Origin of the sequence: Methylocystis sp. SB2 (genome assembly GCF_049817085.1) — a bacterium.
Taxonomy (GTDB): domain Bacteria; phylum Pseudomonadota; class Alphaproteobacteria; order Rhizobiales; family Beijerinckiaceae; genus Methylocystis; species Methylocystis rosea.
Genome location: NZ_CP187401.1, coordinates 736,052 through 761,772, shown reverse-complemented (window position 1 = coordinate 761,772; position 25,721 = coordinate 736,052). Strand labels below are relative to the sequence as shown.

The following is a 25,721-nucleotide window of genomic DNA, read 5'->3' as shown; positions in this document are numbered from 1 at the left end:
CGCCCCCATGCCTGATCAAGGAGTTTGCAGATGGGCAACGCCCCGCTGATGCCGAAGGCCACGGCCGTTTGGCTCGTCGAAAATACCTCGCTGACGTTCGATCAGATCGCCGATTTCTGCAAACTGCATCCGCTCGAGGTGAAGGGCATCGCCGACGGCGAGGTCGCGGCGGGGATTCGTGGCCATGATCCGATCACCTCCGGGCAGCTCACGCGCGAGGAGATCGAAAAGGCCGAGAAAAACTCGGGCCATCGCCTCCATCTCTCGGTCTCCAAGGTCGTCGTGCCGGAGGTCAAAAAGGCGCGCGGTCCGCGCTATACGCCGCTCTCCCGACGGCAGGACCGTCCGAACGCGATTCTGTGGCTCGTGCGCAATCATCCGGAGCTGAAGGACGCCCAAATCATGCGTCTCGTCGGCACCACAAAGACGACCCTGAAGGCGATTCGCGAGCGCACCCACTGGAATTCCGCGGCGCTGACGCCGATGGACCCTGTGACGCTCGGACTTTGCTCGCAGATTGATCTCGACTTTGAAGTCAATCGCGCGGCGAAGGACAAGCCGGCGACCGTGGAGGATCATGGCCAGACGCTGGTTCCTGCAAGCGTCACCACCAGTCCGCGGCCCGAGCCGTCCACGACCGAGGACGTCTTCGGCAAGGCCAAGCCAGCGGCGCCGCAGGATGACGAAGACCATTTCGACGCCGATCGCGTGTTCGGGCGGCTCAAGGACATCGATTTCGGCGAGTGACGACGGCAGTCTCGCGCGAGCGCCGATTGATCAACCGGTAGCCCGCGCGTATCTTGCATATAGAGCTTAGCCGCGCGGACTGACGCACATCGCGCGGGCGAGCGTTGCTTTCGCCGTGTTCACATTCTCGCTCGCTGGCGAACCTTTGGACTCTCCGGATGACCAACTCGCCTTATGATCGCGACCTCGAACGAAATCCCGCCAATTTCCAGCCGCTGACTCCGATCACCTTTTTGGAGCGCGCCGCAGCCGTCTTTCCCGAACGCATCGCGATCGTGCACGGCCAGCTGCGGCGCAATTATCGCGATTTTTACGCCCGCAGCCTGCGGCTCGCGAGCGCGCTGGAGAAGGCGGGGCTCGGTCGCGGCGACACCGTCTCCGTCATGCTCGCCAACACACCGGCGATGCTTGAATGCCACTACGCCGTCCCGATGATGGGCGCGGTGCTCAACACGCTGAATACGCGGCTTGACGCTTCGATCCTCGCCTTCACGCTCGACCATGCCGAGACGAAGGCGCTGATTGTCGATCGGGAGTTCTCAGACGTCATTCGCGACGCGCTTTCGCTCGCGAAGGCGAAGCCCGTGATCATCGACTACAGCGATCCGGAATATGACGGGGCCGGCGAGCGGTTGGGCTGTGTCGAATATGAGGACTTCCTGCGCTCGGGCGACGATGACTATCAATGGTCGCCGCCGGGGGACGAATGGGACGCGATCTCGCTCAATTACACCTCCGGAACGACGGGCGATCCGAAGGGCGTCGTCTACCATCATCGCGGCGCCTATCTGACCGCGCTCGGCAACGTCCTTACCGGCGATATGGGCCGCCACCCGGTCTATCTATGGACGCTGCCGATGTTCCATTGCAACGGCTGGTGCTTCCCCTGGTCGATTTCAGTCAACGCCGGAACCCATGTCTGTCTGCGACAGGTGCGCGCCGGCCAGATCTATGAACTGATGGCCGAGCACGGCGTCACGCATCTGTGCGGCGCGCCCATCGTCATGTCGACGCTTCTCAACGCGACCGAAACGGAAAAGAAGCCGCTGACGCGAGCCGCGCGCTTCTTTACCGCCGCCGCGCCGCCCCCGCAGGCGGTTCTTGCCGGCATGAAGGCGGCCGGATTCGAAGTCACGCATCTTTATGGACTGACCGAAACCTACGGCCCCGCCGCCGTCAATGAATGGCACGACGACTGGGATTCGCTGGACAGCGCCGCGCAGGCGCAGATGAAGGCGCGCCAAGGCGTGCGCTATCTCGTTCTCGAAAATCTCGACGTGATCGACCCGGACACGATGCTGCCAGTGCCGCGCGACGGCGCGACGATGGGCGAGGTCATGTTCCGCGGCAACGTCGTCATGAAGGGCTACCTGAAGAACAAGAGCGCCTCGGAAAAAGCCTTCCATGGCGGCTGGTTTCATTCAGGCGATCTGGGCGTGCGCCATCCCGACGGATACATTCAGCTGAAGGACCGTTCGAAGGACATCATCATTTCGGGCGGCGAAAATATTTCCTCGATCGAGGTCGAAGATGCGCTGTTTCGCCATCCCAAGGTGCGCGCCGCGGCAGTGGTCGCCGCCCCTGACGACAAATGGGGCGAAACGCCTTGCGCCTTTGTCGAGCTGAAGGATGGCGAACAGGCGAGCGCGCAGGAACTGATCGATTGGACGCGTCAGCATTTGGCGCATTTCAAATGCCCGCGCCACGTCGTCTTCTGCGAGCTGCCGAAGACCTCGACAGGCAAGATTCGCAAATATGTTCTGCGCGAACGCGCGCGTGAAATCTGGCCGGCGAGCGCGACGGCGGCGTCCCTTTAGAGGATCCAAAAGAACGGCCTAAAAAAAGAGAGAAGCCAGCAGTCTTGACGACTGCCGGCTTCGCGTCGGGGGCGGAAGGCCGAGACTTTCCGCGCCCCGCAATGTCGCTTAATCTAGAAGAAGAGTCCGAGGCAGCCGCCAGCCAGAGCGCCGACGACAGCGGCCGCGATCGTGTTGGGGATGCCGCCGAGCGCGACGGAGGCGAGACCGCCGAGGATCACCGCGCCGATGCCAGCGAAGATGTAGGTGTTCGTGGTGATTTCGAGTTCTTTCTGAGCCATCGTTCTTCACTCCTCTTATTTCGTTCCCTGAGTCGCGCCTTGTCCGCCGGCGCATTCTCATTCCCATGGGCGCGTCATTTCGACGCAGGCTGGAGGTTAGCACAAGTTGGCGCTGAGTCAATTGCGCATGCGACAGGATGTCGCGCATGCAACTAAATGATAAATAAGGATCATTCGGCGATTGATACGATTTTCGCCATTCGATAGCGAAAAAGAAATTTCGATTTCAACGCGCTTCTGCGCCGGTTTCGGTCGCGGAGCGCTCGCTTCAATTCGTTTTCGTCGAACACGGACGTTATACCCCCTGCCGATGACAAAAAAGAACGCTGACGTCGATTCCGTCGATCCCGTGGCGCGCAAACCGGATCGCGGTTTGAAAGCGACGCTCTCTCCGCTTCGGCCCTTGCTGCCCTATGCGCTGCGCTACAAGCGAACAATCGTTTTCGCTTTTGTCGCGCTCCTAGTGGCCGCCGGCGCGACGCTCACCTTGCCGCTCGCCGTGCGCGGCATGATCGACCACGGCTTTTCGGCTGACAGCGCTGGCGCGGTGAACGCCTATTTCGGCGCGATGATCGCGGTCGCCGCGACGCTCGCGATCGCATCTGGCACCCGCTACTATTTCGTCATGACGCTCGGCGAGCATGTGGTCGCCGACCTGCGCGCCGATCTCTTCAAACATCTCACAGTTCTCGACGCCGCCTTCTACGACACGGCGAAAACAGGCGAGCTTCTCTCCCGGCTGACCGCCGACACGACGCAGCTGAAGTCCGCCTTTGGCTCGTCGGCGTCGGTCGCGCTGCGCAATCTTTTCATGTTCTTCGGCGCGATCATCATGATGGTGGCGACGAGTCCCAAGCTTGCCGGTATGACGCTCGCGGCCATCCCGATCATCGTTCTGCCTCTCATCGCGTCGGGCCGAGCCGTGCGCCAGCGCTCCCGCTCCGCGCAGGACACGCTCGCGCAGGCTTCCGCTTATGCCGGGGAAAATCTCTCAGCCGTGCGCGCCATGCAGGCGAACGGCGCGCAGGCATCGACGACGGCGCGATTCACGCGCGCGGTGGTGGCCGCCTATGACGCGGCGCAGGCCGCGACGCTGCTTCGCGCCATCGTGACGGCCGGAGCCATTCTCGTCGTCTTCACGAGCGTTGTCGGCGTGCTCTGGCTTGGCGCCCAGGACGTGCTCGCGGGACATATGACGTCGGGCGTTCTGTCTCAGTTCGTTCTCTACGCGGTGCTTGGCGCAAGCTCGCTCGGCGAACTCACTCAGACCTGGAGCGAACTCTCCGCCGCCGCCGGCGCCGCCGGCCGCATCGCCGAAATTCTTGCCATTGAACCGCGGATCGTGGCCCCGGCGCGGCCGACTCCGCCGCCGGCGCGCTGGCAGGGACGCATCGCCTTCGATCATGTGCGCTTCGCCTATGCGACGGCGCCGAATAAGCCCGCGCTGCAGGATTTCTCGCTTGTCGTTGCGCCCGGCGAGCGCGTCGCGCTGGTCGGGCCGTCCGGCGCGGGCAAATCGACGACCTTTGCGCTGCTCCTTCGCTTCTACGACGTCGACTCAGGCTCCATTACTCTCGACGGCGTCGACCTGCGCGATCTCGACCCCGTGGCGCTGCGCAGGGCGATCGCGCTCGCTCCACAGGATCCGGTGATCTTCGGACTCTCCGTCGCTGAAAACATCGCCTACGGCCGCGACGACGCGTCGAGCGGGGAGATCGTCGCCGCGGCGAAGCGCGCCCAGGCGCACGACTTCATCATGGCGCTGCCGATGGGCTACGACACGCTGCTCGGCGAGCGCGGCGTCACGCTCTCCGGCGGGCAGCGCCAGCGTCTCGCCATTGCGCGCGCAATCCTCGCCGATGCGCCGGTGCTGCTCCTGGACGAAGCCACCTCGGCGCTCGACGCCGAGAACGAGGCTTTGGTGCAGGCGGCGCTGCATGACGTCATGCAGGGGCGCACGAGCCTCGTTATCGCCCATCGTCTCGCGACGGTGTTGGAAGCCGATCGAATCATCGTGATCGACGAGGGCCGCATCGTCGAGCAGGGCACGCATGCGAGTCTGACCGCCGCCGGCGGCCTTTATGCGCGGCTCGCCAAACTGCAGTTCGACACGGACCGCGCCGGCGCCGCCGCCTGAGCGCGGATGTCGCTTAGCTTGAACGGATGCGCTCGGTTCCCAACGTGAGATTTCGTGTCATTTGCCTTCGTCCTGATTAATGCTATGAGCACGCGCCAACCCCAGACGGCGCAGGCCGTCAAATTTCCATCCTGCGGCTGACGCTTGCATCGCCGCTCAGAGGAGTTGGCGCCAATGGCCATATCGCCCGTCACGTTGACCGAAGCATTGACCTTCGACGACGTGTTGCTGCGGCCCGGCCATTCGCGGGTGATGCCTTCCGCCGTCGATGTCACGACCCGGCTGACGCGCGAGATCACGCTCAATCTGCCGATCGTTTCGGCCGCTATGGACACTGTCACCGAGGCGCGTCTTGCGATCGCCATGGCGCAGGCGGGCGGCATCGGCGTCATCCACCAGAACCTGTCGCCCGCCGCGCAAGCCGCCGAAGTCCGCAAGGTCAAGCGCTACGAAAGCGGCATGGTGATCGATCCGATCACCATTTTCCCCGACGAAACCCTCGCCGACGCGCTCGCTTTGATGGCGGGCCACGGCATTTCGGGGATTCCGGTGGTCGAGCGCGCCAGCGACGGCGGCAGGGGCAAGCTCGTCGGCATCCTGACCAATCGCGACGTGCGCTTCGCCCAGGACCGCAGCCATCCCGTGGCCGAGCTGATGACGAAAAAGCTCGTCACGGTCCAGGAAGGCGTAGGGCAGGCGGAGGCGCAGCGGCTGCTTCACGAACATCGCATCGAGAAACTGCTCGTCGTCGACGAGGATTACCGCTGCGTCGGCCTCGTCACCGTCAAGGACATCGAGAAGGCGACGCAACATCCTTACGCTTGCAAGGATCATGAAGGGCGGCTGCGCGTCGCCGCCGCCTCGACCGTCGGCGACCACGGCTTTGAGCGCGCGCTTCAGCTCATCGACGCCGGGGTCGATTGCGTGGTGATCGACACCGCGCATGGTCATTCGCAGTCCGTGATCGACCAAGTGACGCGGGTCAAGAAGGCGTCGAACAAGGTCTCGATCATCGCTGGCAACATCGCCACCGCCGAAGCGGCCAAGGCGCTGATCGGCGCCGGCGCCGACGCGATCAAAGTCGGCATCGGCCCCGGCTCGATCTGCACGACGCGCATCGTTGCGGGCGTCGGCGTGCCGCAGCTTACCGCGATCATGGAGGCTGCGGACGAAGCGCGCAAAGCCGACGTGCCGGTGATCGGCGACGGCGGCGTCAAATATTCCGGCGACCTCGCCAAGGCGATCGCGGCCGGCGCCGACGTCGTCATGATCGGCTCGCTGTTCGCGGGAACCGAGGAGTCGCCCGGCGAGGTGTTTTTGTATCAGGGCCGCTCGTTCAAGGCCTATCGCGGCATGGGCTCAGTGGGCGCGATGACCGCAGGGTCGGCGACCCGCTATTTCCAGGGCGACGTGAAGGAACAGCTCAAACTTGTTCCTGAGGGCATCGAAGGACAGGTGCCCTATCGTGGTCCGATCGCGCCGATTCTCTACCAGCTCGCCGGCGGCCTGCGCGCAGCGATGGGCTATGTGGGCGCGCCGACGGTCAAGGAGTTCCAGGAGCGTGCGCAGTTCGTGCGCATCACCAACGCCGGATTGCGCGAGAGCCATGTGCATGACGTCGCGATCACCCGCGAGAGCCCGAACTATCCGACGGGAGTCTAATGCTTGGGCAAAAAAATGGGGCCGCGCAACGGCCCCTAAAAGATGGGAGAAAAGTCAAGGGAGGAAACATGCTGGTAAAAGTATCACCTGAGAAGTGAGCGCCAGATAAGCGAACAATGAGAGCATTTGCGCTCGTCTAACTCCTTGCGCCCCTCACTGTTCATGAAAAAAACTACGACCAAAATCGCGTCTCCGCGTCATTCGAATTGATGATGACGGGGTTTTTTTTGAAGCGTGGCTCACGTATTCGCCGAGAGCAGGTTCCGAAAAAGTTGACAGACTTTTTCGATGAGAACCCGCTCCAATATTTTGATTTTCGAGCGTTTCCTCCCGATTGCATGGTCCATGGATCACTTGGTCCATGTGATCGGGAAGGAAGCGCTCTGATGGCGCGCACTTGAGCTGACGTGGGAAAGCAGAGGGCCTCGCGAAGGCCCTCCAAATTTGAATGAGAAAGTGCTGCTCGTAAAATCGCTCAAAAGGCAGGCTGAAAATTGAGCGCGTAGTATCGAACCCCGAGTTACTGAAGCGTCCGCGGCAATTTCGTCCGCCCCCCCGACGTTCGAGAAAACGTTAAGACGAAACAAAAGGGCCGGCATCATCCAAACGGATGAGGCCAGCCCTCAATTCCTTGAAATCAAATGTAGACGCTTATTCGCCTCTCGGCGCGTTCAGTGGGGCGAGCCCGCCAAGGAGCGCGACCACTTCGGCCTGGCGGTTGCATCCGGTTTTTTCCATCACGCCGCGCAGATGCGTGCGCACAGTGTTGCGCGACACGGACTGCTCCGTGGCGATTTCTTCCAGCGTATTGCCCGCCACGAGGCCGCGCGCGACGCGCGCCTCGGCCGGCGTAAGGTCATAGAGCGACTGAACCAGCTCGATCGCCGGCGCCTGCTGCGAGCCGACCGGAGTCATCACCAGAATCGCAGCGCAACGCACGAAAATGTCGCGCGCCGGGCCGCGGATCGGCACCAGATTGGCGATCATCGGACTTTCGTCTTCGCCAGCCCGGGCGGCGAAGGATTTCGGCGCGCCGACAAGATCGTCGTCGAGCGTGTCCATGGCCTGACGCAGCAGCCCGTCGGCGGAGGAGTCGACAGCGACACGCGGTCGTGGGCGCGCCAGCGAACATATTTAGTCAGCGCATTGCTCGGGTCGTTGGCGGAAATGACGCGCCCGTCTTCGTCAAGCACGAGCGCCGGGAGGCCGATGAGCGCGAAGGTTTCGCCGGCGACACGGGCGCGCTCGAGTTGCAGACGCGTGGCGAGGAAGGCGGCGCGCGCAAGGTGCGGCCGCAATTCATCGAGCTTGCGGATGACGGATGGCTCGACCGGTCCGCGGTTATGCGAGCGTTCGAGGCAGATGATCCCGGTGTCGCCGGTGGGCAGCGAGATCGCGGTCGCCGCGCTGAACCCTAGCCCGCGTGGCCGCAGGAAGTCGCTATAGTTGGTGTCGCGCTCAAGCTCCTCCGCCGTATAGACGTCGTCGTCGGTCAGGAATCCCGGATGGCGGCGACTGAACAGCCTGCCGCCGCGCGTGCAGTTGCTGAGCCAGTCGCCGCGCATGAAGTTCTCGACATGTTCGCAGAGCGCCGGAGACGCCGTCCAGCGGGAGACTTTTTCGCGCGCCGCGAAGAGCACGCCGCCCTGCGCCTCGGCAAGATGTGAGAGTTCGTCGAGCACGTCGGGCCACATGTCCGGCGCGAAGGAGCATTCGTAAATACGATCGATGAGTTCCTGAACCATCTTCAAAATCTCTTGCTGGCGGTCGCGCTAAAGGCGCGTGCGCTTTGAAATAAACCGTATGCAAACGTGCGGCCGGCGAGATGGTTCCACCCGGCCGCGAATTTGGTCAGTGCTTGCCGGCGTCGATCGCGACTCCTTTGCGCTCCTTATGAATATAAGCGACGAGCGCCGTCATCTTCGGATCATCAGCCGGAAGCGCGGCTCCCTGCAGCGGATTTCTGATGCACCAGTTCACCATTTCAAAGAGCTGCGCGACCTTTCCAAGCTGCTTTTGAAATTTCGGATAGGTCTCCGGGTGGGTGTTGGCGGCGTTGGGATGGCACTGCGCGCAGGCGACGCCGTTGGTGCCCACAGCTCCACTGGTCCAAAGCTCGCGGCCTTTCTTCGCCACGGAATCAAATTCGCTTTGCCAACGGTCGACGTCTGTCCCCGTGAATTCATCGGCCAGCGTTGCCGGCGAAAGCAGCACAGCGCCCAAAACAAGCGCAATCGTAAAGCGGCGCATCGTCTTCTCCTCGACCTCGAGCACGCCCCGAAAAAGTTGACAGACTTTTTCGATGAGAACCTGCTCCGACATTTTGGTTTTGAGCGATTCCTTATCGATCACATGATTCGATGTGATCGGGAAACGCTCTAGTAATGGAGTTGCGGCGCCTTGCGGACGATCGCCTCTTGATATTTCTTGTCGACGGGCTTCCCAAGCTTCGGATCGTAGCCGACGACGCGCTCGCCATTGTCCCACAGCTGATACCGTGCGGTGACGCGCCCGGAGTTGACGTCGATCATCTGCCAGCCAGTGGCGTCGCGTTCGAAGAACGGGTCGGCGCGGTTCATCGGAACCGTCAGCACCGGAACATGCGCGCCAGCCTGCGCATAAGTGTCGGGGTAGGGCCAGGGCCAGGCCGTCGCCATCACCGCATTGAAGGAGATGTTGCCAATCTGGTTGTACTGGATCTGGTGCACATGGCCGTAGATCACATTGACGGTCTTGAACGGCTGCAACAACGCCTGCACCTGCTCGGCGTCGTCAGTCCAGAAATTCCAGCCTTTGTAAATCTTCTGCAGCGGCGAGTGCGAGAAGACGATGAGCGGCGTGTCCTTGGCCACTTTGTCGAGATCATCCTTGAGCCAGGCGCGCTGCTTTTCGCCGACCATGAACGGCGAGCCGTTGGGATTATCGAGCCCGGCCATTTCGAGCATGCGCTGCTCGGCCGTCGGCCAACGATGAAAGGTCCATTCATCGGTCGTGAGAATCGAATTCAAGACGACGAAATGGACGCCCTTGTGATCGAAGCTGTACCACTGCGGACCATAGAGCTTCGACCAATACTCACCGAGGTCGAGGTAATAGTCATGCTCGCCCATGACGCTGTGGAGCTTGCCCTTCACATGCGAAAGCATCTCGGCGCCGTGGTCGAGCTCCTCCTTCTTGCCGAGCTGCGCGAGATCGCCGCCGAACATCACGAAATCGGCTTCCGGCGTAATGAGATTGGCCTCGGCGACGGCGCGCTTCAGGCCCATGTCCCAGTTGCGCACGAAGCTCGCGCCTTTGATCTGCTGAATGTGCGAATCGGAAATATAGGTGAAGCTGAAATCCTCGCGCGTTCCGCCGAAGGCGAGGCGCACCATGGAGATCGGCAGGGTCGTGAGCGTTCCGGCGGCGGCGCCGGCGGCGATGACGCTGCGTCGGGTGATGAGTCTGGTCATTTCTATCCTCCCTCGCGGCTTGGCGCTTTCGTGGCGACGCCGCTAGTTCTCTCCTGCGCTTTGGTCTTGCGGCTATTTTGTCTGCGCCGTCACATAAGCAGGACTCGTCAGCGTCTCCAGGAAAGCGACGAGATCGTCGATCTGCTGATCCTTCAAATCCAGCGGCCGAATGCCGCCGGAGAGATACGGGTTGACCGGCACCGGATCGCCGGGGCTCTTCCCGCCCTCGTTGTAATGCTTGACGACGTCTTTGAGCGTCTTGAGCGAACCGTCGTGCATATAAGGCGCGGTCATCGCGATATTGCGCAGAGTCGTGGTCTTGAACGCGCCGATTTCATCGAAGGAGTTCGTCACCGCGAACCGGCCGAGTTCGGAGACCTTGGGATCGGCGAGCACCGTCTTGTCGACGGACGCGCCCGCCGCCTTCGCCTTGAGGAATTCGGCGGCGAGGCGCGGCACGTCGCCTTGAATGCGGTTGATGCCAACGCCGATGTTGTGGAACCTGTTGTCGGTGAAGAGCGCCTGCGTCTGTTCGATGGCGTGGCAGGAGACGCAGCGTCCCTGACCGACATAAAGGTCGAAGCCGCGCTTGGCCTGATCGCTGATGGCGTTGCGGTCGCCGCCGAAATACCACTTGTCGAAGGGCGAATCGCCCGAGATGACCGTGCGCTCGAAGCTCGCGATCGCCTTCTCGACGTCATCCATCGTCACGTCTCGGCCGCTCTTGCCGAACGCCTTCTTGAAGCCCTCGACATAGGCGGGATCTTCGCGAACGATCTTGAGCACCGGCTCGTGATCGGGCAGCCCCATTTCCACTGGGTTGACCATTGGATGCTGCGACTGATCCTCCAGCGAGACCGAACGTCCGTCCCAGAACTGCGAGGTGTAATAGGCCGCGTTGATGACCGACGGGGCGTTGCGCGTGCCGGTCAGCTTATGGTGACCTTCGGAAACCCGCAGCGGACTGTCCGTGAAAGCTTTTTTGTCGTTGTGACAGGTCGAGCAGCTCACCGTGCCATCGATCGAGAAGCGCGCGTCATGGAACAGCTTGTCGCCGAGCGCGATCTTTTCAGGCGACTGCGGATTATCCGCCGGAACCGGGACTTTTGGCAGGCCGAGCGGCTCGGCCATCGCCCAGCCGCCGGCGGCGAGCAGCGCCGCAAGCGGAAGCGCGACAAGCGTCGTCGCAACGGATTTCCGAACATTAGCAACGTGCGCCATGAGCTCCTCCGCGACCGCTCGGCTTCTCGCCGGCTTTTGTTTTCACGTTAAGTTTGCTCTGCTTTTAGCGGCAGGGCAAGTCATGGCTGTGACGCTCGGCGCAGCCGTCAAAGAACTCGCCGGACGAATATTGCGTCATCGCGAGTAGTGATTGTGCATTGCATTAAAGTGGCGCAATAAACCGCGCGATATGGTGCTTGGCCTGTGCTTGGCGATCCGGTATGGCGCTGCCCTCTTCATGTCGTGTTCATGCTACACTGGACTGTTTTTAAAGAGGTCCCTCCCCAAACGCCCTTCCGCCGCCAGCGTGGCTGTGGTAGCTGACGTCCGCAGAGAGGCCGTTTGTCGCGACGCGGTACAGCGCCTCTGCAAATCAACTGCAGGAGTAAGGGATGTATTTGACCAGGTTCGCCGCGCTCGCAGCGACTCTGCTGGCGCCGGCCATGGCCGTCGCGGGCGATTTGCGCGCCGACGCCAATGCGGTCTTCAAGCCGATCGACGCCGCGAGCGTCGCGAGCGTCGTCAAGAATAACGAGATCACGCCCGCCAAGATCGACCTCGGCGCCAAGCTCTTTTTCGATCCGCGACTTTCGAAGAGTCAGATCATCAGCTGCAACAGCTGTCACAATCTCGGAACCGGCGGCGTTGACGCCGGCCCCACGTCGATCGGCCACGGCTGGGCGAAGGGACCGCGCCGCGCGCCGACCGTGCTCAACGCCGTGTTCAACGTCGCGCAATTTTGGGATGGGCGCGCCGTCGATCTTAAGGCGCAAGCAAAAGGCCCGGTGCAGGCCGACGTCGAAATGAACAACACGCCGGCGCAGGTCGAAAAGATGCTGAATAGCATGCCGGCCTATGTCGCGGAGTTCAAGGCCGCCTTTCCGGCCGACCCGAAACCGGTCAGTTTCGACAACATGGCGAAGGCCATCGAGGCTTTTGAGGCGACGCTGACGACGCCGAATGCGCCATTCGACAAGTTCCTGAAAGGCGACGTCAACGCGCTCAATGACGTTGAGAAAAAAGGCCTGCGTCTTTTCATCGACAAGGGCTGCGCCGCTTGTCACGGCGGCGTCAACATCGGCGGCAACGGTTATTTCCCCTTCGGCGTCGCTCAAAAGCCGGGCGTCGAGATCATGCCTGTCGCCGACAAGGGCCGCTCCAAGGTCACCAATGACGTAGCGGACGACTTCGTCTTCCGCTCTGCGCCGCTGCGCAACGTGGCTCTGCGGGCGCCTTACTTCCACACCGGCTCTGTCTGGACGCTGGAAGAGGCGGTCGATCTCATGGCCAAAGACCAGCTCGGCGAAAATCTCTCCGATCCGGACATCAAGGCGATCGTCGCCTTCCTTGGGACTTTGAATGGCGACCAGCCCAAGGCGGTCTATCCCGTGCTCCCGCCACGCACCAAGGACACGCCGCTTCCGCAGTAAGCGGGCTCGAGCGATTTGTCCGCATAAACAAAAAGAAGATGGCGCTGTCACAAATCGTGCTGTGTCGCCAATTAAATTCTCCGCGCGGCGCCGCGCCGCGCGGAGGTCGCCTGTCAATGAAAGCCGTCGGACGATTCGTAATTTCGCTCGCCATTTGTGCGACCGCGACCTGCGCGCGCGCTGGGGCGCAGGAACAAGAAAATCCTTTCGCCCGAATCGGCCATATCGTCGTCATCTTCACTGAGAAATCGCAGCTTCGATCATGTGTTCGGGCTCTTTCCCGGCGCTGAAGGAATCAACTCGGCTCAGCACCCGCCGCAAGTTGATTTCGACGGACGGCCGCTCGCGGCGCTGCCGCGTCCGCGCGCCGACGATCGCTTTCCGCGGCGCTTGCCGAACGCGCCGTTTCGCCTCCAGCCTTTCGTCGACATCGACGGCCACACCATGGATCCGGTGCACGACTTCTACCTCGAGCAGGAGCAGATCGACGGCGGAAAAATGGATCGCTTCGTCGAGGCGTCAAACGCAGGCGCGCTCGTCATGGGCTATTACGACGGTTCAGAGCTCAAGCAGTGGGCGCTCGCCAAGGAATTCACGCTCGCCGATCATTTTTTCCATGCGGCGTTCGGCGGCTCGATGCTCAACCATTTCTTCCTGATCTGCGGTTGCGCGCCGGTTTTCGACAATCCGGTGGAGGCGACCAGAAAGAAGTTTCTGCCAAAGCTCGCGACGATCAAGGATTGGCAGGGCGCGGAGCTCACGATTCGCGAGCGCGAGGAGGATTCGCCGCCAAGCGTGCTCGACGGTCCGCCGCGGCATAAGCGGTTTGGCCGACTGACGATGGACCTGGAGGCGATCGGCACGCTGCAGCCAGGGAATTCGGTCTCCAAGCATGACAAGACGGAAGCGCAGGAGCGGCTTCCGCCAGCGCACGCGCCAACCATTGGCGACCGGCTGACGGAGAAGAACGTCACTTGGGCTTGGTACGCCGGCGGGTGGCGCGATGTCGTCGAAGGCCGCCTCAAGCCTTATGAGGACAAGCCGGACGCCTTCCAAACCCACCATCAGCCGTTCGCCTATTTCGCCAATTACGCCGAAGGTCGAGAAGGCCGCGCGCATCTCAAGGACGCCGACGAGTTCTTCCGGGCGATCGAGAAGGGCGAACTGCCGCAGGTCAGCTTTTACAAGCCGCTGGGCGTCTTCAACGGGCATCCGGACTATTCGGATCTCGCGGCGGGAGACGCCCATGTCGCGGACGTCGTCGCGCGGTTGCGCAAGAGCCCGAACTGGGCCGACATGCTGATCATTATCACGGCCGATGAAAATGGCGGGTTCTGGGATCACGTCGCGCCGCCGCGACGCGATCAATTCGGCCCCGGAGTCCGCGTGCCGACGCTGATCATTTCTCCCTTCGCCAAGAAGGGCTTCGTCGACAAGACCGTCTACGACACGCTCTCGGTGCTGCGCACGATTGAACTTCGTTTCGGCGTTGCGCCGCTTTCGGACCGCGACGCGCGGGCGACAGATCTGCGCAATGCCCTGGTCGCGCCGTAAATTCCGATCGGAGTCCGCAGAGGGTCTGTCCAACTGGCGAGGAGACGCGGTAAACAGCCACGGTTATGCCAAAAAATTGCTGCGGGTGGCGCCACACAGCATAAGTAAATGATAATAAATGGAATTATGCATAGCTAGAGAAGCGCCTCCGTAGTCCTACCCAGCCCAATCAGGTGGTCTTGAAACCATCCACTAGGGTTGTATTGGCTATTCGATAGATTGTTTTGCTCTATACTAACGGGTATTGTGATTATCGGGGGTTATTGGAATGTTGCGGCACGCTGAGCTGGGTCTACGGTCTGCTCTTTCAAGGGGCGGGTTGGGGATTTTGGCTTAGGCGGCGACGTCGGTTTTCGTCCGATAACAACAAGCAGCCGGGTTCTGGGGATTTTGGGGATTTGCTCGCCTTTGGGCGGGGGGCTCCGGGGTTTTCGGGAAGGCTGCGGCAGACAAGGGCGGTTTTGCGTGTTTTTAGAAGAAGACGCGCTTTCGCTTTGCTTTACGAAACGAGGACGAAGCGGCTCCGTTGTGGGAGGCGGAGCGATACCGGTCACGCGCAATTCCCTGGGAGCACATTGGAGGAGAAGGGTATGAGCTCAACGACTGACACAGCAGCCCGCGCTGCTGCTGGCACGGAAGCTGTAGTAGACCTGAAGGGCATGTGGATCGGCTTGGCCGTTCTGAACGGGTTCTATCTGGTCGTCCGGATTTACGAGCAGGTTTTTGGCTGGCGCGCCGGCCTTGATTCGTTCGCTCCGGAGTTTCAGACATATTGGATGTCGATCCTTTGGACCGAGATTCCGCTTGAGCTGATCTCCGGCATTGGCCTTGCGGGCTTTCTTTGGAAGACGCGCACGCGCGACTTCTCGAACCTGGCGCCGCGCGAAGAGATGCGCCGCCTGGTTGTCGAAGTGCAATGGCTCGTTGTTTACGCCGCGGCCATTTACTGGGGCGCGTCGTTCTTCACGGAGCAGGACGGCACCTGGCACATGACGGTGATTCGCGACACGGACTTCACGCCGTCGCACATCATCGAGTTCTACATGAGCTACCCGATTTACTCGGTGATCGCGGTGGGCGGCTTCTTCTATGCGAAGACGCGTCTTCCGTATTTCTCCAAGGGCTATTCGGTTGCCTATCTGATCGTGGCGATTGGCCCGTTCATGATCATCCCGAACGTCGGCCTGAATGAGTGGGGCCACACGTTCTGGTTCATGGAAGAACTGTTCGTTGCGCCGCTGCATTGGGGCTTCGTGTTCTTCGGCTGGATGGCGCTCGGCGTGTTCGGCGTCGTGCTTCAGCTGCTGATGAACATTCAGCGCCTGATCGGCAAGGAAGGCGTCGCCCTCCTGACCGAGTAATCCGAGACTTCGCCGCCCGCTTTAAGGCGGGCGGCGTCTGGCTCTGAGCTTTTCGCGAAAACCAGAGAGCTTTTGCCTGTCGCTTTGGCGAATGGGGTGGCTTGTTGCGGTCGAGAAGGGGTCTTCGGGCTCTGGGTTGATCGGGGGCGAAAAGCTTTAAGCGATGCGGCCGGCGGGAGCTCCGCCGTCCGGGCGCCGGCGGCGGGAAGGCCTGCCGGAGCCATAAGGAAAGAACTCGGGCTTTACGGGTTCGAGAAACACCAAGGAGAAGAGTGATGTCACAATCGAAAAGCGGGGGGGCGGTCGGTCCGTTCAACTCCGTCGCCGAGGCGGCGGGTTGCGTTCAGACGGTCGACTGGATGCTTCTTGTTCTTCTGTTCTTCGCCGTTCTTGGCGGCTACCACGTCCACTTCATGTTGACGGCGGGCGACTGGGACTTCTGGGTTGACTGGAAGGATCGTCGTATGTGGCCGACGGTCGTGCCGATTCTCGGCGTGACCTTCTGCGCCGCGGCGCAGGCGTTCTGGTGGGTGAACTTCCGTCTGCCGTTCGGCGCGGTGTTCGCGGCTCTTGGCCTGCTGATTGGCGAGTGGATCAACCGCTACGTCAACTTCTGGGGCTGGACCTACTTCCCGATCAGCCTTGTGTTCCCGTCCGCTCTGATCGTTCCGGCGATCTGGCTTGACGTGATCCTGCTTCTGTCGGGCTCCTATGTGATCACGGCGATTGTTGGTTCGCTCGGCTGGGGTCTGTTGTTCTACCCGAACAACTGGCCGGCGATTGCGGCGTTCCACCAGGCGACGGAGCAGCATGGTCAGCTGATGACGCTTGCGGATCTGATCGGCTTCCACTTCGTCCGCACCTCGATGCCGGAATATATCCGCATGGTCGAGCGCGGCACGCTGCGCACCTTCGGTAAGGACGTTGTGCCGGTTGCGGCGTTCTTCTCGGGCTTCGTCTCGATGATGGTGTACTTCCTGTGGTGGTTCATGGGTCGTTGGTATTCGACGACCAAGATCATCGACACGATCTAAGCCACGTCGGGTGCTGCGGCGCTGAACGGGCGCCGCGGCGGCCTGCAAGAAAGAAGAGCGGCGGGCTGGAAGCTTTTTTAAGAGCGAAGGTCCGCTGCGAGAGACAAGACCGGTTGGCGCGCGAGGCGGCGGCCGGGAAGAGGAACCTGGGAGGTTTATCGATGAAAAAGTTCGTCAAGCTCGCCGCGATTGGCGCGGCGGCGGCTGTGGCGGCGACCCTGGGAGCTGTTGCTCCTGCGTCGGCGCACGGCGAAAAGTCTCAGCAGGCGTTTCTTCGGATGCGCACGTTGAACTGGTATGACGTTCAGTGGTCGAAGACGACGGTGAACGTCAATGAAGAGATGGTGCTGTCGGGCAAGATCCATGTGTTCTCCGCCTGGCCGCAGGCGGTCGCCAATCCGCGCGTGTCGTTCCTGAACGCCGGCGAGCCCGGTCCGGTTCTGGTTCGTACGGCGCAGTTCATCGGCGATCAGTTTGCGCCGCGTTCGGTGTCGCTTGTTCCTGGCAACGACTACGCCTTCTCCATCAACCTTCGCGGTCGTCGCGCGGGCCGTTGGCACGTTCATGCGCAGGTCAACGTCGAGGGCGGCGGTCCGATCATCGGCCCCGGCCAGTGGATCGAGATCAAGGGCGACATGAAGGACTTCACCGATCCGGTGACGTTGCTTGATGGCTCGACGGTCGACCTCGAGACCTACGGCATCAGCCGCGTTTACGCGTGGCATCTGCCGTGGCTTGCGGTTGGCGCGGCGTGGATCCTGTTCTGGTTCGTCCGTAAGGGCGTCATCGCTTCTTATCTCCGTGTCGCCACCGGCAAGGTTGATGAGCAGGTGACTGACGACGACAAGCGGATTGGCGCGATTGTCCTGGCGTTGACCATTCTGGCGACGATCGTCGGCTACGCTGTGACGAACTCGACCTTCCCGCGCACGATCCCGCTTCAGGCGGGCTTGCAGAAGCCTCTGACGCCGCTCGTTACGGACGGCACGGCGGGCGTCGGCAAGGAGCGCGTGACGGCCGATCTGAACGGCGGCGTCTACAAGGTTCCTGGCCGTGAGCTGACGATCAACGTCAAGGTCACGAACACGACCTCCGAGCCGCTTCGCCTTGGCGAATATACGGCGGCCGGCCTGCGCTTCCTGAACCCTGACGTGTTCACGACGAAGCCCGACTTCCCGGACTATCTGTTGGCCGACCGCGGTCTGTCGACGGACCCGACGCCGATCGCGCCGGGCGAGACCAAGGAAATCGCCGTGAAGGTGCAGGACGCGCGTTGGGACATCGAGCGTCTGTCTGACCTGGCTTACGACACCGACAGCCAGATCGGCGGCCTCTTGATGTTCTTCTCGCCGACGGGTCGCCGCTTCGCGGCCGAAATCGGCGGTCCGGTCATTCCGAAGTTCGTCGCGGGCGATATGCCCTAAGCGATACTGACGAATTGAACTAAAAAGCCCCCGGCCCATAAAGCCGGGGGTTTTCTTTTAAGGCGGCCCCGCGAAGCCTTGCGGATCGGGGATGCGCCGCAGTCGCGCAGCAAAGCGCCGCGGCGTAGCAAACGGCTGCGCGTATGCGCTCGCTGATCGTCGAGAGTTGTTCGGTCGCCGCCAGCCGGAGAGCCGGCGCAAGGCGATCGATGAGCAGAGGCCTCATCCGGTTCGATTGCACCAGAGGGCGGTGCGTCCTTTGGACGCAAATCGTTCCGCCGTTTTTACTCGCGTCAATTTCTGGCTTTTGTCAAAAGTAGGAAGAGCGTCCAGCCGCGCGGCGATGTGCTGGCAAGGGACAATAATCGAGCCGCGAACCAAAAATCCGCTATAGAAGATGCAGGGCTCAGCAACGTTGCCGACAAGAGCGACAGCCCGGGAATCAATATGGATCGAGGGATGGAAATGAAGAATAGGCGTAGCGTTGCAGCCGCAGTTCTCGGCGCGCTTTTCTCGCTGGCTTTTCTGGCTCCCCTGCGAGCATCGGAGGGCGGCGCGGGCCCCGAAGCCATGTCAATGGGCAATATGTGCATGGTCATGTTCGGCTACGACATGATTCACATCACGGCCTATCAGCCCGGCAAATCGCGCAGCGAATATTGCGCCGAGATCCCGACCTCCGGACCAACCATTCTGGTGTTCGACATCGAAAATCCGACGTTTCGCGACATGCCGCTGGAACTGCGAATCATTCGCGATCCGCTGACGCCGATCACCAAGGGCACCGATCTTGAGGCGCTGACCGAAGTTCATCGTCCCGCGACCAAATACGTCAAGGGCACCTTCAATCTGGAGCACGATTTCAAGAACAACGGCCATTATATCGGGCTCGTCACTCTGACTCGCCCCGACGGCACGCAGGAGACGTCCGAATTCAAATTCACGGTTGGTGAAACCCTGTGGGCCTGGGTGCCGCAGATCGCTGGGACCGTGCTCATCGCCGGCATCGTATTCGTGTATTGGAAGCACACGCATCCCACCGGCAAGAAGAAGGATGCCGCCGACGCCACGGCGTCTTGATCGCGGCGACATGCGTAAACATCTCAAAAGAAAGATGGGCTGAGGCCTGGGAGGACGCTATGACTAACGCTGACAGAACTTCGACGGCGCGCGTGCGCCGTCAGGGCGGGTTCGGCTTCTCCGGCGCCGCCGGGGCTTTCGCCTTTGTCATGGTAGCCGCCTTTGGGACGAGCTCGGCGCTCGCGCATTCGTTCCTTGTCGACGCTGCTCCTTCTTCAAAGGAGCATGTCGCGGCGCCGCCAAAGACCATCAAGTTGCGGTTCGGCGGCGGAGTCGAACCGCCTTACTCGAAGATCACCATAGAAACGCCCGACGGTAAGGTGCTCGCCCAAGGCAACAGCGCGGTTCCCGACAAGCCGCGTGAATTGTCGGCGAATGCGCCGGAACTCGCGCCCGGCAAATATATCGTGCGTTACCGCGTGCTCTCCACCGACGGTCACATCGTCGAGGGAAATTACGAATTCACCGTGGACGCGAAGTAAGCGCCCTGGGGCGAGTGACAGGCTCGCGGCTACGCTTGCGCGACACGCTGCTCGTTTCTCGCTTCTCGTGCGAGCTGAAGAGATGAGCGCCAGAGAACATCGGGCGAAACAAAAATGTATCTCTCTCTTGCAGCGATCCGCTTCCTTCTGAGCGTGCCCTCGGCCCTCGCGGTCGGGCTCCTGCTCCTGCCGCGTCTCATCGGCGAGGACGGAAAGCGCTTCAAGCCTGCCGTCGCGGCGCTGGCGCTGGTGCGCGCCGTTTTCGGCTTCGCGCTGCTGTATGTCACCGCGCGTGCGATTTTTCCCGCCGATCGTCCAATCGAATTCGACACGCTTTGGGAGTTCACCGTCAACACGAGCGTCGGAAACGCCTGGATCTGGACGCAACTGATCGCGTTCCTCTTCGCGGCGCTCGCGGCGGCGCGCCTCTTCGTCGCTTCAGATTTGCTCGATCGGGTGACGCTGTGGGTCGGCGTCGTCCTTATCGCTGTGGTTTCAGTGACCGGCCACGCCATCGACGACGGTCTGCCGCGGTGGACTCAGGCGAGTTTCCTTCTCCACACGGCCGCCGGCCTCACTTGGCTTGGCGGCTTGCTCGGCCTCGTCTGGTGGATGTTCACGGCGCGCGGCAAACCGCCGGAACTGGCGGCGCAGCTCGCCGAACGCTGGTCGTTCATCGCGAAGGTCGCCATGGCGCTCGTCGCTGTCTCGGGATTTGCGATCGCATGGGAGAACGTCGGAAGCATCCCCAATCTGCTGGCGACGCCCTATGGTCGGATGCTCACGCTGAAGCTCGTTCTTCTGTGCGCCGTCTTGCTCGCGGCGCTGGCGCTCGCGCGATACATCACGCGCCGGCCTGAAGGCGAATTCAACGTCGGCTGGTACAGCAAGGTCGGCGCGGGCGAGTCGGTCTTTGCGCTGGCTCTGCTTTCAATCGCCGGCTACATCGCGGTCATCACGCCAGCCTCGCATGAAACCAGTCTCTATTGGCCATTGCCATTTCGCCTGTCCTACATCGCGACGTGGGGACAGAACCCAGCGATGTTCAGCCCGATCTGGTGGTGGGGCATTGCCGCCGTCGCACTCGCGATCATGGCGGCGCTGATCTGGTGGACGCCATCGACTCGCCAGTATCGTCTCTATGCGACGCCAGCCATCTCCGCCGCGGCGGTGATCTCGCTCGCCGTGTCATTTGCGACGGAAGCCTACACCGACACGTACGACGATCCAACGCAGGACTACACAGCGGAATCGGTGGCGCGCGGGCTGGCGCATTTCCAGGAGAACTGCGTCGGTTGCCACGGCGGGCAGGGCGAAGGCAATGGTCCCCTCGCCAAAGACCTCAAGAACCAGCAAGGCCTTCCCGTGCAGCCCGCCGATTTGACGGCGCCGCATGTCGGCACTCATACGATCGGCGACATTTTCCACTGGCTGACTCATGGCGGTCAAAGCGGCGTCATGCCGGCCTTCGGCGAGCAGCTCGACGTCGATGACCGCTGGGACGTGATCAACTTCCTGCTGATGATGTCCTATTCAAACCGCGCCCGCTTCATGAGCGCTCAGCCGATGATTCAATGGCTGATCGCGCCGGATTTCGCGCTGATCGATCCAGAGGAGAATGCAACTTCTCTCTTCAAGTTGCGCGGCGTTCCAACGCTGGTCTCCTTTGCGCGCTGCGGGTCTTCAAACGGCGATCCCACGGCGCGCGCCGCAAGCGTCAAGATCGCGCATGCCGCCGCCAAGGCAGCTGGCGTAAACCAGGTGACGATCTATGACTCGGCCTGCCCGCAGGATGCGAAAGGTCGAGAAGTCGTTCATCCAAAGGCGGTTGAGACCGCCTATTCGGTGATCAATCGCTACCCCAATGAAACGCCGTCCGAGGAGATCGAAGAGGCGCATTTCCTGGTGGATCGTTCCGGCTACATTCGGGCGCGTTTCCGCACATTCGCGCCCGACGACGGGAACACTCAGAAACTGTCCGGCCTCGCCGCCGAACTCGCCCGGGAGCCCTTGATCGAGATCAGCCTGCACTCGCATTAGCGCGCGCCATATTGTCGCAAGCGCGAACGGAGCGCGAGGCTATCGCAGCGGCGCGTCCTTGGTCATGATGCCAAGCAGTCCGGCGAGAGAAAAGTCCGGGCAAAAAGGGAGAAGCGAGATGCTAAAGCGGCGTGAATTTTTGCTGACCGGCGGAACTCTGCTCACCGGGACGGCGCTCGGGCTCTTCGCCGGGCGCGGTTCCGCAGCTGCGCATGAATACGACGTCGGCAGTCTGAAAGTGGAGCATCCTTGGCTTCGCGCCCCCGTCGACGGCGACAACAAGGCGCAGTTTTACGCAATGCTGCACAATAGTGGCGCGACGCCCGACAAGCTGATCGCCGTCAAGTCGGAAAAATTCGGGAATGCCGAGATCCACGGCGACGCGAAGAAGCTCGATCTGATCACGCCGATCGTCCTGCCGCCCAAGTCGAAAGTCACGCTCGCGCCTGGCGGCGTCTATGTGACGCTTTTGGACATCAAGAAGCATCTTGAGGTGGGCTGGGGCCTGGAGATGACGCTCGTCTTCGAAAAGGCCGGGGAAGTGGTGATCGACGCGGCGATCGATGCGCCGGACGCGGCCCATGCGCATGACGCGGAAGCCATGGAGCGTTGGCAGAAGGCGCATGGCCAGGACGCCGCCGGGCCCAAGGAAGGCGGGGCGGCGCATCACGAGCACCATCACATGGATAAGAAGTGATCGCGGACTCTTGAGGTGCTCGTCAACGCGTAAACATAAACCGGCCGCTTGAAATGCAGCCGGTTTATTCAGCGCGTTGAATACGCCAAAAAAGATTGCGCGCGTCGAAAGACGCGCGCCGTGTTACCGCGATCGAAATTCGCAGAAGAGATTTAGCGGTCGATCGTGACCAGTCGCCCGGCGAAAACGCCGCCGTCCGACGCAACGGGGGTGGCCTTCTGGGCAGGCGAGCCGATCGGCAGGGCGAAGCCGAGAACGAAAGCGGCCATCGCCATGGCGGCGACCAGCAGGAGCGAAACTCGAAACTGGCGACGCGCAGAGTCCCTATCAAAGCTGCGCGTGAAGGCTGGCTCCATCTGATCTTCAAATTTGTCAACGAGCGACATTTTCCCTAATCCTCTCGCATTCGCCCTTGTGTAACGCTTGACCTCTCCCCAAGGCCCGCGCGCGATTAACTCGCGTCGCTGCGTTCTCAAGACAGAAACGAAGGATGGGGTGAAAAGGTTGCATCATTCTTCGGAAATTTTATAAATTTTTAAGAAGTGCGTGAGACGGGGTTAACACTTGGCAATATTGATTCGATCAAGTTGAGCCAAAGCTCAGTCGCCGATTCGGCCCTTTTGGTAAAAGCTATTGTTTTTCCTCAGAAAACACCGATACCCAGCATGGCTGACAATCGCGGCGGCGCGATGGCGCGGTCGAGCGGCGAGCGCCCGTACTCCGCGAGTGGTTGAAAGTCTTCGTCAACAATAGACCCATGTGGTCCTGCGAGCCTCGTGAAACTCGTTGCGACCCTACGCCGCGCAAATTATGGTGCGGCGCACTATCCCTCCGCAGGACACTCCAATGACCTTCCTCGCCAACGCCCTGTCGCGCGTGAAGCCCTCGGCTACAATCGCGGTGACGCAGAAAGCCCGCGACTTGCGCGCACAGGGCCGGGAGGTGATCAGCCTCTCCGTCGGCGAACCCGATTTCGACACGCCCGCGCACATCTGCGCCGCGGCGAAAGCGGCGATCGATCGCGGCGAAACGCGTTATCCGCCGGTGCTTGGAATTCCGCCGCTGCGCGAGGCTGTCGCAAAAAAATTCAAGCGTGAAAACGGTTTGGACTACAAGGCGTTGGACACGATCGTCGCCACTGGCGGCAAGCACATCCTGTTCAACGCTTTTCTTGCGACGCTCAATCCCGGCGACGAAGTGATCGTTCCGGCGCCTTACTGGGTGAGCTACCCGGAGATGGTGGCGATCTGTGGCGGAACGACCGTCTTCGTCGATACGCGGATGGAGGATGGCTTCAAGCTCCAGCCTGAGGCGCTCGAGCGCGTCATCACGCCCAAGACCAAATGGCTCGTGCTCAACTCTCCGTCGAACCCTTCGGGCGCGGCCTACACATTCAATGAAATGAAGAAGGTGACGGACGTTCTGCTGCGCCATCCGCAGGTGCATGTCCTCACCGACGACATCTACGAGCACCTCGTCTACGGCGACTTCAAATTCGTCACGCCGGCCCAGGTCGAGCCGGCGCTCATGGAGCGCACGCTCACCATGAACGGCGTCTCGAAGGCCTACGCCATGACCGGCTGGCGCATTGGCTACGCGGCAGGGCCCAGCGCCCTGATCAAGGCCATGGACATGCTCCAGGGCCAGCAGACGTCGGGCGCCTGTTCGATCGCGCAATGGGCGGCGGTCGAAGCTCTTGAAGGGCCGCAGGACCATCTCGCCGTCTTCCGTAAAGCTTTTGAGGAACGGCGCGATCTCGTGGTCTCGATGCTCAACCAGGCCAAATATTTGAAATGCCCGACGCCGGAAGGCGCTTTCTACGTGTTTCCCTCCTGCGCCGAGGCGATCGGACGTAAGACCCCCGAGGGGAAGGTCATCGAAACCGACGAGGACTTCGTGACCGAACTCCTGGGAACGCAGGGCGTCGCCGTGGTGCAAGGCTCGGCGTTCGGCTTCGGTCCTAATTTCCGGGTGTCCTACGCCGCATCGAACGCGCTGCTCGAAGACGCCTGCCGAAAAATCCAGGCTTTCTGCGGAAGCCTCGTCTAACCCCACAATGCATTGCGCATTGCGCCCGCCGCTCTAAACTGACGTCCAGCGCGTCAGGCGGCGGGCCGTGGGCGAGCGCTTCGCGAGAAAGCGACATCTCTCGGCCCGGAGAGCGCGGAACGAAATTGCAAGTCCGCGGGCCGTTCGCTCGACGGACTTACGCTCTTGCGGAGACCTGCATAATGACGATGTTCGCTCTTGTTTTCCTGGCTCTCGTCAGCGCGCTGATCGCCTACATCTCCTTCTTGCCCGATAAATTCCGCATCGCCCGCTCGATCGTGATCGACGCGCCGCCGGAGGTGGTCTTTCGCCACATCAACGACTTTCACAATTGGGCCGACTGGTCGCCCTGGGCCAAGCTCGACCCGAATATGAAGGATGAATATGGAGGGACGCCGCAGGGCTATGGCGCGACCTATTCATGGTCCGGCGACAAGCAGGTCGGCGTCGGTCAGATGGAGATCGTCGAGAGCCGCCAGGGCGAGCGCGTCGGCATCAAGCTGGAATTCCAAAAGCCGTTCAAAGCCAAGAACGACGTGCAATTCAATCTCAAGCCCTTGGGCGAGGACAGCACGGAAGTCACCTGGGCGATGTCCGGCCAGCATGAATTCATGGGCAAGGCGATGTATAAGTTTTTGAACATCGACAAGACGCTTGGGGCGCAATTCGATCGCGGCCTCGCGGACCTAAAGCGAGTCGTCGAGTCGCAGCCGAAAATCGGCGCGAATTGATCGCGCCGGGCGGACGTTAGGCGCAGCGAAGGAAGCCGCTGATGCTTTTTGGCATGCAGATCGCCGCGATCACGAGCGTCGTGCTATGCGTGATTCCGGCGGGCGCGCATTTTTTCGAACGCGCCAACAAGATGGCGCTTTCGCCGGCCGACTACATGATCGTTCAGCAGATCTACGCCGGCTGGGCCTATTTCGGGATCGCCGTCGTTCTCGCATTAGTGACGACGCTGGCGCATACGATCGCCGTTCGCCGTAACCGGATCGCTGCGGTGCTCTCGTTCGCGTCCTTCGTGACGCTCACTGGAACGCAGGCGATCTTCTGGACGTGGACCTATCCCGTGAACGTCGCGACGCAGAATTGGACCAGGATGCCGCCGGCCTTCGAGGCGGCGCGACGTCAATGGGAAGATTCGCATGCTTTGGCGGCCGTGCTCGTCTTTGCGGCGCTTCTGCTGCTTGCCGCCTCGGCGCTTATTCACAACTCAAAAAATGCGCGGCGCACGAATTAGGCGCGCCGCGCGG

At 61.5% G+C, this 25,721-nt stretch carries 23 protein-coding genes; 16 read left to right on the top strand and 7 right to left on the bottom strand.

All coding sequences use genetic code 11. The features are described 5' to 3' along the window. Nucleotides 1–30 precede the first annotated feature (30 nt). Both ACPS74_RS03900 and ACPS74_RS03895 read left to right on the top strand, forming a co-directional pair. Nucleotides 31–747 carry a DUF1013 domain-containing protein gene (locus ACPS74_RS03900; protein WP_018408677.1) on the top strand — a complete coding sequence of 239 codons (717 nt, stop codon included), beginning with the start codon at nt 31–33 and terminating at the stop codon, nt 745–747. A gap of 158 nt (nt 748–905) precedes the next feature. Then, complete coding sequence (locus ACPS74_RS03895; RefSeq protein WP_029651740.1) at nt 906–2,564, top strand: acyl-CoA synthetase; 1,659 nt, start codon at nt 906–908, stop codon at nt 2,562–2,564. 113 nt (nt 2,565–2,677) lie between these two features. Here ACPS74_RS03895 and ACPS74_RS03890 read toward each other — a convergent pair whose 3' ends face one another. After that, complete coding sequence (locus tag ACPS74_RS03890; RefSeq protein WP_018408675.1) at nt 2,678–2,845, bottom strand: hypothetical protein; 168 nt, start codon at nt 2,843–2,845, stop codon at nt 2,678–2,680. Between the two features lie 310 nt (nt 2,846–3,155). Here ACPS74_RS03890 and ACPS74_RS03885 point away from each other — a divergent pair, with 310 nt between their 5' ends. Both ACPS74_RS03885 and guaB read left to right on the top strand, forming a co-directional pair. Continuing rightward, complete coding sequence (locus ACPS74_RS03885) at nt 3,156–4,982, top strand: ABC transporter transmembrane domain-containing protein (protein WP_029651739.1); 1,827 nt, start codon at nt 3,156–3,158, stop codon at nt 4,980–4,982. A 174-nt stretch (nt 4,983–5,156) separates the two neighbouring features. After that, entirely contained in the window at nt 5,157–6,644 is a 1,488-nt protein-coding gene (gene guaB / locus ACPS74_RS03880; RefSeq protein WP_029651738.1) for an IMP dehydrogenase, read from the top strand. 651 nt (nt 6,645–7,295) lie between these two features. Here guaB and ACPS74_RS03875 read toward each other — a convergent pair. From ACPS74_RS03875 to ACPS74_RS03855, 5 genes are all read right to left on the bottom strand, one after another. After that, a complete protein-coding gene (locus ACPS74_RS03875; RefSeq protein WP_239754320.1) occupies nt 7,296–7,631 on the bottom strand; it encodes a helix-turn-helix transcriptional regulator in 336 nt (111 codons plus the stop codon). Continuing rightward, complete coding sequence (locus ACPS74_RS03870; protein ID WP_239754321.1) at nt 7,628–8,389, bottom strand: hypothetical protein; 762 nt, start codon at nt 8,387–8,389, stop codon at nt 7,628–7,630. Before ACPS74_RS03870 ends, ACPS74_RS03875 begins: the two co-directional genes overlap by 4 nt. Nucleotides 8,390–8,495: 106 nt before the next feature. Further along, on the bottom strand, nt 8,496–8,996 hold the full coding sequence (locus tag ACPS74_RS03865) for a c-type cytochrome (protein ID WP_239754323.1): 501 nt from the start codon (nt 8,994–8,996) through the stop codon (nt 8,496–8,498). Nucleotides 8,997–9,022: 26 nt separating this feature from the next. Next, entirely contained in the window at nt 9,023–10,096 is a 1,074-nt protein-coding gene (locus ACPS74_RS03860; protein WP_029648982.1) for a metallophosphoesterase family protein, read from the bottom strand. Between the two features lie 72 nt (nt 10,097–10,168). Next, the gene (locus ACPS74_RS03855; protein WP_029648983.1) at nt 10,169–11,317 is read right to left on the bottom strand and encodes a cytochrome-c peroxidase; all 1,149 of its coding nucleotides are present in this window, start codon (nt 11,315–11,317) and stop codon (nt 10,169–10,171) included. Nucleotides 11,318–11,709: 392 nt separating this feature from the next. Here ACPS74_RS03855 and ACPS74_RS03850 point away from each other — a divergent pair, with 392 nt between their 5' ends. The 9 genes from ACPS74_RS03850 (at nt 11,710) to ACPS74_RS03810 (ending at nt 22,419) form a co-directional block, all read left to right on the top strand. Beyond that, on the top strand, nt 11,710–12,747 hold the full coding sequence (locus ACPS74_RS03850; RefSeq protein WP_029648984.1) for a cytochrome-c peroxidase: 1,038 nt from the start codon (nt 11,710–11,712) through the stop codon (nt 12,745–12,747). A 264-nt stretch (nt 12,748–13,011) separates the two neighbouring features. Continuing rightward, nucleotides 13,012–14,301, top strand: a complete 1,290-nt coding sequence (acpA, locus tag ACPS74_RS03845; RefSeq protein ID WP_239754337.1) for an acid phosphatase — start codon at nt 13,012–13,014, stop codon at nt 14,299–14,301. A gap of 590 nt (nt 14,302–14,891) precedes the next feature. Next, entirely contained in the window at nt 14,892–15,662 is a 771-nt protein-coding gene (gene amoC / locus ACPS74_RS03840; RefSeq protein WP_026222791.1) for a bacterial ammonia monooxygenase, subunit AmoC, read from the top strand. A gap of 275 nt (nt 15,663–15,937) precedes the next feature. After that, entirely contained in the window at nt 15,938–16,696 is a 759-nt protein-coding gene (amoA, locus tag ACPS74_RS03835) for a bacterial ammonia monooxygenase, subunit AmoA (RefSeq protein ID WP_014892304.1), read from the top strand. A gap of 161 nt (nt 16,697–16,857) precedes the next feature. Continuing rightward, nucleotides 16,858–18,120 carry a bacterial ammonia monooxygenase, subunit AmoB gene (gene amoB, locus ACPS74_RS03830; protein ID WP_018408664.1) on the top strand — a complete coding sequence of 421 codons (1,263 nt, stop codon included), beginning with the start codon at nt 16,858–16,860 and terminating at the stop codon, nt 18,118–18,120. 345 nt (nt 18,121–18,465) lie between these two features. Continuing rightward, on the top strand, nt 18,466–19,200 hold the full coding sequence (locus tag ACPS74_RS03825) for a hypothetical protein (RefSeq protein ID WP_244471441.1): 735 nt from the start codon (nt 18,466–18,468) through the stop codon (nt 19,198–19,200). Nucleotides 19,201–19,259: 59 nt separating this feature from the next. Continuing rightward, a complete protein-coding gene (locus ACPS74_RS03820) occupies nt 19,260–19,682 on the top strand; it encodes a copper resistance CopC family protein (RefSeq protein ID WP_029651734.1) in 423 nt (140 codons plus the stop codon). A 114-nt stretch (nt 19,683–19,796) separates the two neighbouring features. After that, entirely contained in the window at nt 19,797–21,722 is a 1,926-nt protein-coding gene (locus ACPS74_RS03815) for a c-type cytochrome (protein WP_029651733.1), read from the top strand. A gap of 118 nt (nt 21,723–21,840) precedes the next feature. Continuing rightward, a complete protein-coding gene (locus ACPS74_RS03810; RefSeq protein WP_029651732.1) occupies nt 21,841–22,419 on the top strand; it encodes a copper chaperone PCu(A)C in 579 nt (192 codons plus the stop codon). A gap of 152 nt (nt 22,420–22,571) precedes the next feature. Here the strand turns inward: ACPS74_RS03810 and ACPS74_RS03805 are convergent, their stop codons facing one another. After that, a complete protein-coding gene (locus ACPS74_RS03805) occupies nt 22,572–22,805 on the bottom strand; it encodes a hypothetical protein (protein ID WP_018408658.1) in 234 nt (77 codons plus the stop codon). Between the two features lie 460 nt (nt 22,806–23,265). Between ACPS74_RS03805 and ACPS74_RS03800 the strand changes: the two genes are divergently transcribed. The 3 genes from ACPS74_RS03800 (at nt 23,266) to ACPS74_RS03790 (ending at nt 25,708) form a co-directional block, all read left to right on the top strand. Further along, entirely contained in the window at nt 23,266–24,468 is a 1,203-nt protein-coding gene (locus ACPS74_RS03800) for a pyridoxal phosphate-dependent aminotransferase (RefSeq protein WP_029651731.1), read from the top strand. A 182-nt stretch (nt 24,469–24,650) separates the two neighbouring features. After that, nucleotides 24,651–25,199 carry an SRPBCC family protein gene (locus ACPS74_RS03795; protein WP_029651730.1) on the top strand — a complete coding sequence of 183 codons (549 nt, stop codon included), beginning with the start codon at nt 24,651–24,653 and terminating at the stop codon, nt 25,197–25,199. A gap of 41 nt (nt 25,200–25,240) precedes the next feature. Further along, complete coding sequence (locus ACPS74_RS03790) at nt 25,241–25,708, top strand: hypothetical protein (RefSeq protein ID WP_029651729.1); 468 nt, start codon at nt 25,241–25,243, stop codon at nt 25,706–25,708. The last annotated feature ends 13 nt before the right edge of the window (nt 25,709–25,721 follow it).

Coding starts and splice junctions, on each gene's coding strand:
- ACPS74_RS03900 (WP_018408677.1), top strand. CDS start 31: ATGGGCAACGCCCCGCTGATGCCGAAGGCCACGGCCGTTTGGCTCGTC.
- ACPS74_RS03895 (WP_029651740.1), top strand. CDS start 906: ATGACCAACTCGCCTTATGATCGCGACCTCGAACGAAATCCCGCCAAT.
- ACPS74_RS03890 (WP_018408675.1), bottom strand. CDS start 2,845: ATGGCTCAGAAAGAACTCGAAATCACCACGAACACCTACATCTTCGCT.
- ACPS74_RS03885 (WP_029651739.1), top strand. CDS start 3,156: ATGACAAAAAAGAACGCTGACGTCGATTCCGTCGATCCCGTGGCGCGC.
- guaB (WP_029651738.1), top strand. CDS start 5,157: ATGGCCATATCGCCCGTCACGTTGACCGAAGCATTGACCTTCGACGAC.
- ACPS74_RS03875 (WP_239754320.1), bottom strand. CDS start 7,631: ATGATCGCCAATCTGGTGCCGATCCGCGGCCCGGCGCGCGACATTTTC.
- ACPS74_RS03870 (WP_239754321.1), bottom strand. CDS start 8,389: ATGGTTCAGGAACTCATCGATCGTATTTACGAATGCTCCTTCGCGCCG.
- ACPS74_RS03860 (WP_029648982.1), bottom strand. CDS start 10,096: ATGACCAGACTCATCACCCGACGCAGCGTCATCGCCGCCGGCGCCGCC.
- ACPS74_RS03855 (WP_029648983.1), bottom strand. CDS start 11,317: ATGGCGCACGTTGCTAATGTTCGGAAATCCGTTGCGACGACGCTTGTC.
- ACPS74_RS03850 (WP_029648984.1), top strand. CDS start 11,710: ATGTATTTGACCAGGTTCGCCGCGCTCGCAGCGACTCTGCTGGCGCCG.
- amoC (WP_026222791.1), top strand. CDS start 14,892: ATGAGCTCAACGACTGACACAGCAGCCCGCGCTGCTGCTGGCACGGAA.
- amoA (WP_014892304.1), top strand. CDS start 15,938: ATGTCACAATCGAAAAGCGGGGGGGCGGTCGGTCCGTTCAACTCCGTC.
- amoB (WP_018408664.1), top strand. CDS start 16,858: ATGAAAAAGTTCGTCAAGCTCGCCGCGATTGGCGCGGCGGCGGCTGTG.
- ACPS74_RS03820 (WP_029651734.1), top strand. CDS start 19,260: ATGACTAACGCTGACAGAACTTCGACGGCGCGCGTGCGCCGTCAGGGC.
- ACPS74_RS03815 (WP_029651733.1), top strand. CDS start 19,797: ATGTATCTCTCTCTTGCAGCGATCCGCTTCCTTCTGAGCGTGCCCTCG.
- ACPS74_RS03810 (WP_029651732.1), top strand. CDS start 21,841: ATGCTAAAGCGGCGTGAATTTTTGCTGACCGGCGGAACTCTGCTCACC.
- ACPS74_RS03805 (WP_018408658.1), bottom strand. CDS start 22,805: ATGTCGCTCGTTGACAAATTTGAAGATCAGATGGAGCCAGCCTTCACG.
- ACPS74_RS03800 (WP_029651731.1), top strand. CDS start 23,266: ATGACCTTCCTCGCCAACGCCCTGTCGCGCGTGAAGCCCTCGGCTACA.
- ACPS74_RS03795 (WP_029651730.1), top strand. CDS start 24,651: ATGACGATGTTCGCTCTTGTTTTCCTGGCTCTCGTCAGCGCGCTGATC.
- ACPS74_RS03790 (WP_029651729.1), top strand. CDS start 25,241: ATGCTTTTTGGCATGCAGATCGCCGCGATCACGAGCGTCGTGCTATGC.